This window comes from Streptomyces sp. NRRL B-24085, from assembly GCF_001282115.1.
Taxonomy (GTDB): domain Bacteria; phylum Actinomycetota; class Actinomycetes; order Streptomycetales; family Streptomycetaceae; genus Streptomyces.
On sequence record NZ_LJBR01000373.1, the window covers coordinates 1 to 4,685 of the forward strand.

Sequence of the window (4,685 nt, forward strand, 5' to 3'; positions counted from 1 at the left end):
AGATGTGTATAAGAGCCCGGTGCTGGGGCTGGGGCTGGGGCTGGGACACATGCTCTCCCACCCCTCCGGCAGCTCGGGCGTCGGACTGCTCTCCTCCCGGCCGTACGGACCCGGCGGCTCCGCCGAGTCCTGGAGCCAGAGCGTGAGCCCGCCCGCTACGGCCACGAGGGCCGCCCAGACCGCCACGGCCCACAGCCACGGCCGACGACGACCGCTCACCCCCACGGCTCCACGTCCACGACCGCGGCCACGGGGAGCGGCCCGTAGATGTGCGGGAACTCCTCGGCGCCGGGTGCGGGGGCCTCGTACTTCAGCGGTACGTCGAGTCGGGCGGGGTCGATGACGAGGACCACCAGGTCATCGGGGCCGTCGTAGGAGCCGTAGAGGAAAGCCGCTACGGACGGGAGCTGCGCACGAGTCGAGCAGTGGATGAACCCCTCCTCCTGGAGGGTGCGGCCGCGGGTCGAGATCTCGTACGTGCCCCGGGCGCGGGCCTCCTCCCAGAGCGAGCGTTCGGTCAGGTGCACGATGGGGCTGGGTGTGGACATGCCGTCACGTTAAGGCCTCGGCCGTGCGCGCTGCCCGGTCAGGCTCAGGAACCCTTTCCGGCGGGTGCGTCGCCGTGGTCCTCGTCGGGCTCGGCGGCCTCGTCGGCGTACGCCTCGCACTCCGGGTTGCGGCACGGGCCGTCCGTCCACACGGGGACCCACGCACCCAGCGTCTTGTGACGCCGTACGACTGTCTCGACCGGCTGTCCGCAAACGGGACAGACGTGTTCATCGCTGCCCATGCCCTCAGGGTAGGCCGAAGGAGCCGCGGGCGCCTCCCTCAGCTCTTCCTGCCGTACGTCCGCACGGTCAGGCCGTTGCCGAAGGTCCGCACCTCGTCGAGCGAGAACTCGGTGACGGGGAATCCGGAGCCGAACATCGGCATGCCGGCGCCGAGGACGACGGGGTACGTCTTGACGACCAGTTCGTCGATCTCTTCGTGGAGTTCGCCCGCGATCCGGGAGCCGCCGCACAGGTAGATGCCGAACTCGCCGTCCTCCGCCTTCAGTTCGCGCACCTTGCCGACCAGGTCGTCGCGGATGATCTCGACCTTCGGGTCGGGCGACTCGGTGAGGGTGCGTGAGGCGACGTACTCGCGCAGGTGGTCGTACGGCCTGGTGATGCCCTCCCTCAGGCCCACCTCGTAGCTGCCGCGCCCCTGGACGACCGTGTCGAACCTCCGGTGCTCCAGGTCGTGGATGCCGAGGGCCCTGCGGCCCTGGGCCGCGATGGTCTCCGGGAACTCGGCGGTGAGGTAGGCGAGGAACTCCTCGTCGACGAACCGGTACATGAACGACGCGTCGCCGCTCTCGTCGCCGATGAAGCCGTCGATCGTGCAGGCGATGAAGTACGTGAGCTTTCGCAAGCGGGTCTCTTCTCGTAGGCTGCGCTTCGGTGTGAACTACTTCAGTTGTAGTACTTCATCTGTAGTGGTTGCAAGGTGTTTTCCAGAATCGGTGTAACTGGGAGAGGAGATTCCGCATGGCCAGCAATCCGGAGCGCCGGGCCGCACTCGTGGACGCGGGGGTCGAGGTGCTCGCCCGCGAGGGGGCACGCGGGCTGACGTTCCGCGCGGTCGACACCGAGGCCGGGGTCCCGGTGGGGACGGCCTCGAACTACTTCACCGACCGCGACGACCTGCTGCGGCAGATCGACACCCGGCTCCACATCCGGCTGGCCCCGGACCCCGACAAGTTCGCCGAACTGCTGACCCGGCCGAAGGACCGGTCCCTGGTCGCGGAGTTCATGCACGACCTGATGGGCCGCGCGACCCACGACCGCACGGGCTATCTGGCCCTGCTGGAGATGCGCCTGGAGGCGACCCGCCGCCCCGAACTCCGCGCCTCCTTCACCAAGTCGGTCCGCGCGGACCTGGAGGAGGGCATCCGCTTCCACCGCGAGACGGGCCTCCCGGGCGGCGCCGAAACGGTCACCGTGCTCTACCTGGCGATGCTCGGACTGCTCCTGGAACACCTGACACTGCCCGACGCACTGGAGGGGGTACTGCCGGGGGTGGGGGTCCCGGAGGGCCTGGTCGAACGGATCGTGACAGCGATCGTGCCCGCGAGCTAGTCGGGGGCGGTGATCGCGAGACGGGGTTCCTTGCTGGTTCAAGGGCGGCAACTACCCGACGGCCTACGCAAGGCAGGCGCCGCCCGCACAACCAGCCTCCCGGGCGCGGCGAGCCTCCGTGAGCCGATGAAGCAGGCGGCGACTACGACCAGCCCTTACGGACCGGTCAGGGGGCGACAACTACGCGGCAGACCGGGCGCAGGGGACGGCGACCGCGATCGACCTCCCTGGGCTGGCCGGTGGGCGGCTACCATGCCGTTGACCTCCCTGATCCGGCCAGGGGCGGGAACGACACGGCCGGGCCGCCGCGAGCAGCCAAGAGACGGCAACCACACGGCTGAGCCTCTCGGAGCCGGCGCAGGGGACGGCGACCGCGATCGACCTCCCTGGGCTGGCCGGTGGGCGGCGCCCATGGCATTGACCTCCCTGGGCTGATCAGTGGGCGGCGACCACGCGGCTGGCCTCTCGGAGCCGGCCATGGGGCCGCAACCGCACGGCCGGCCGCCTCCGACTCCCAAGGAACGGACCGTAGCGGTAGTCACAGCGGTGACCCGTCCAGGAGGCGCCGCAACCGCATGGCCCGCCCCCGTGAGCCAACCAGGACGCGGCGACCAACCAACCGGCCCCCCTGAGCTGACCAAGGGGCGGCAACCGCACGTCGGCCCTTCTGCCGTCGCGGCCGCGCCCCCGTCGCTATCGCTCAGCGCGCGGCTCGCGCCACATCGGCCACATCCGGGGGCCTTCCGGCAGGTCGAGGGGCCGCTCCACGAGCTCGAACCCGAGCCGTTCGTACAGTCCGCGGCTCCTGGCGCTGCTCGCCTCCAGATACGCGGGCAGTCCCTCCCGGTCGCAGCGCTCCAGAACCGACCCGATGAGCGCGGTCCCGAGTCCCTCCCCCTGCCGCTCGGGGGCGACGCCGATCATCCACAGGTACTCGTGGGCCCGCCCGGCCGGATGGACCTCGGCCGTGAGGCGACCGATCAGTTCGATGCGCTCGTTGCCCGGATCGAGAGCCTCCCGCAGGGCGGCGAACTCGTCCTCGCCGTCATGCTGGTCACCCCCGTCCGCCGGGACCGGCAGCCACAACGCGCACGCGGTCCCCTCCTCCGTGACATCCACCCGCCCCTGAGCCATCACGATGTCCACGAACGCCGCCATCAGCCGGGGATGCGTCGTACGGCGATACTCCTCCCCCGGAAAGATCCACCCGCTGACCGGATCGTCCTGGAAAGCCGAGTCCAGCAGCCGCGTCACCAGCTCCCGATCGCTGTCGCCGGCCGTCCGTATCGCCACGCCCATGCCCCACCCCTTCAACTCAACCACCGTTGGACACACGGGTGTTGAGACTATCGGTGAGCATGCGGAAGCGGGCCCCGCACACCGTGGGGATGTGCGGGACCCGTAGGCCGGAACCCCTGGCGGCCGCGCGGGGTCAGGACCGCGCGGTGCCGGGCACTCCGGGGTCTCAGGCGCTGCGCCGCGTCACGAACTCCGCGAGGGAGAGCAGTCCGCCCGCCGCCTCGGGGTCGGGCACCGCACGGGCCAACTGCCCCATCGCCCGGGCCATCCGGTCGGCCGCCTGCACCTGCGCCCAGTCGCGGCCGCCGGCCTCCTCGACGGCGAGGGCGGTACGCGCCAGGTCCTCCTCGGCGTACGGGGCCGCGTACAGCTCGGCCAGTTCGGCGGCCGCGGCGGTGCCCGAGGTGAGCGCGGCGACCACCGGGAGGGACTTCTTGCGGGCGGCGAGGTCCGCGCCGGCCGGTTTGCCGGTGCGGCTCGGGTCTCCCCATATGCCGATCACGTCGTCGATGAGCTGGAAGGCGAGACCCGCCTCCCGGCCGAACGCGTCCATCGCCCCGACGTCCTCGGCGGACGCGCCCGCGTACAGCGCGCCGAGCGCACAGGCACACCCGAGCAGCGCCCCGGTCTTCGCCTCGGCCATCACGAGCACCTGGTCGAGGGTGACCTCGCCGGGAGCGAGTCCCTGCATGGCGGTGTCCTCGTGCTGACCCTCGCACAGTTCGACGACACAGGCCGCGAGCCGGGCGGCGGCCGCTCCCGCCGCGGGGTGCGGATCCTGGGCCAGCAGTTGGAGCGCCAGCGCCTGAAGGGCGTCCCCGGCCAGGATCGCGTCGGCGTCGCCGAACACGGTCCACGCGGTGGGGCGGTGCCGGCGGGTGGTGTCGCGGTCCATCACGTCGTCGTGCAGCAGCGTGAAGTTGTGGACCAGCTCGACCGCCACGGCCGCCCGGACGGCCGCCGCCCGCGCCCGGTCCCCACCGAGAGCGGCGGCCGCGGTGAGCACGAGCGCGGGCCGAATCGCCTTGCCCGCGTTGCCCGCGGTCGGAGTGCCGTCGGCCTCCTCCCAGCCGAAGTGGTAGAGCGCCACCCGGCGCAGGGCGCCGGGCAACGACTCCAACGCGGCCCGCAGCTCCGGGTCGACCACCGTCCGGACCTGCTCCAGGATCGCCACGGCCTCGTGCCCGTCGAGCGGACGCGTCCCGGACCCGTCGAGCGAGCCCGCCTGCCCCGCCGTTGTCCTCCCCCCGGTGACCGACGCCCCCC

Annotated in this window: 7 protein-coding genes; 1 reads left to right on the forward strand and 6 read right to left on the reverse strand. The window is 71.9% G+C overall.

Going from position 1 to position 4,685, the window contains the following annotated elements:
- The 4 genes from AOJ26_RS44655 to AOJ26_RS33365 all read right to left on the reverse strand — a co-directional run.
- Window positions 1-219: hypothetical protein (locus tag AOJ26_RS44655; RefSeq protein ID WP_234358734.1), on the reverse strand; the 219-nt coding region annotated here is incomplete at its 3' end.
- Window positions 216-548, reverse strand: a complete 333-nt coding sequence (locus AOJ26_RS33355; RefSeq protein WP_053852106.1) for a DUF952 domain-containing protein — start codon at window positions 546-548, stop codon at window positions 216-218. The genes AOJ26_RS44655 and AOJ26_RS33355, both read right to left, overlap by 4 nt.
- 44 nt (window positions 549-592) lie before the next feature.
- Window positions 593-790, reverse strand: coding sequence for a hypothetical protein (locus AOJ26_RS33360; RefSeq protein WP_053852107.1), 198 nt, complete (start codon window positions 788-790; stop codon window positions 593-595).
- A 38-nt stretch (window positions 791-828) separates the two neighbouring features.
- Window positions 829-1,413, reverse strand: a complete 585-nt coding sequence (locus AOJ26_RS33365; protein WP_053852108.1) for a dihydrofolate reductase family protein — start codon at window positions 1,411-1,413, stop codon at window positions 829-831.
- Between the two features lie 116 nt (window positions 1,414-1,529).
- Between AOJ26_RS33365 and AOJ26_RS33370 the strand changes: the two genes are divergently transcribed.
- Window positions 1,530-2,120, forward strand: a complete 591-nt coding sequence (locus AOJ26_RS33370) for a TetR/AcrR family transcriptional regulator (protein WP_053852109.1) — start codon at window positions 1,530-1,532, stop codon at window positions 2,118-2,120.
- Between the two features lie 693 nt (window positions 2,121-2,813).
- On the opposite strand, the gene AOJ26_RS33375 is transcribed toward AOJ26_RS33370, so the two are convergent.
- Both AOJ26_RS33375 and AOJ26_RS33380 read right to left on the reverse strand, forming a co-directional pair.
- Complete coding sequence (locus AOJ26_RS33375; protein ID WP_053852111.1) at window positions 2,814-3,419, reverse strand: GNAT family N-acetyltransferase; 606 nt, start codon at window positions 3,417-3,419, stop codon at window positions 2,814-2,816.
- Between the two features lie 166 nt (window positions 3,420-3,585).
- Window positions 3,586-4,593 (reverse strand): family 2 encapsulin nanocompartment cargo protein polyprenyl transferase, encoded by a 1,008-nt coding sequence (locus AOJ26_RS33380; protein WP_063790358.1) that lies wholly within the window; start codon window positions 4,591-4,593, stop codon window positions 3,586-3,588.
- Window positions 4,594-4,685 lie beyond the last annotated feature (92 nt).

Excerpts from the sequence above, each read along its gene's own strand:
- AOJ26_RS33355 (WP_053852106.1), bottom strand. The coding sequence starts at position 548 with ATGTCCACACCCAGCCCCATCGTGCACCTGACCGAACGCTCGCTCTGG.
- AOJ26_RS33360 (WP_053852107.1), bottom strand. The coding sequence starts at position 790 with ATGGGCAGCGATGAACACGTCTGTCCCGTTTGCGGACAGCCGGTCGAG.
- AOJ26_RS33370 (WP_053852109.1), top strand. The coding sequence starts at position 1,530 with ATGGCCAGCAATCCGGAGCGCCGGGCCGCACTCGTGGACGCGGGGGTC.
- AOJ26_RS33375 (WP_053852111.1), bottom strand. The coding sequence starts at position 3,419 with ATGGGCGTGGCGATACGGACGGCCGGCGACAGCGATCGGGAGCTGGTG.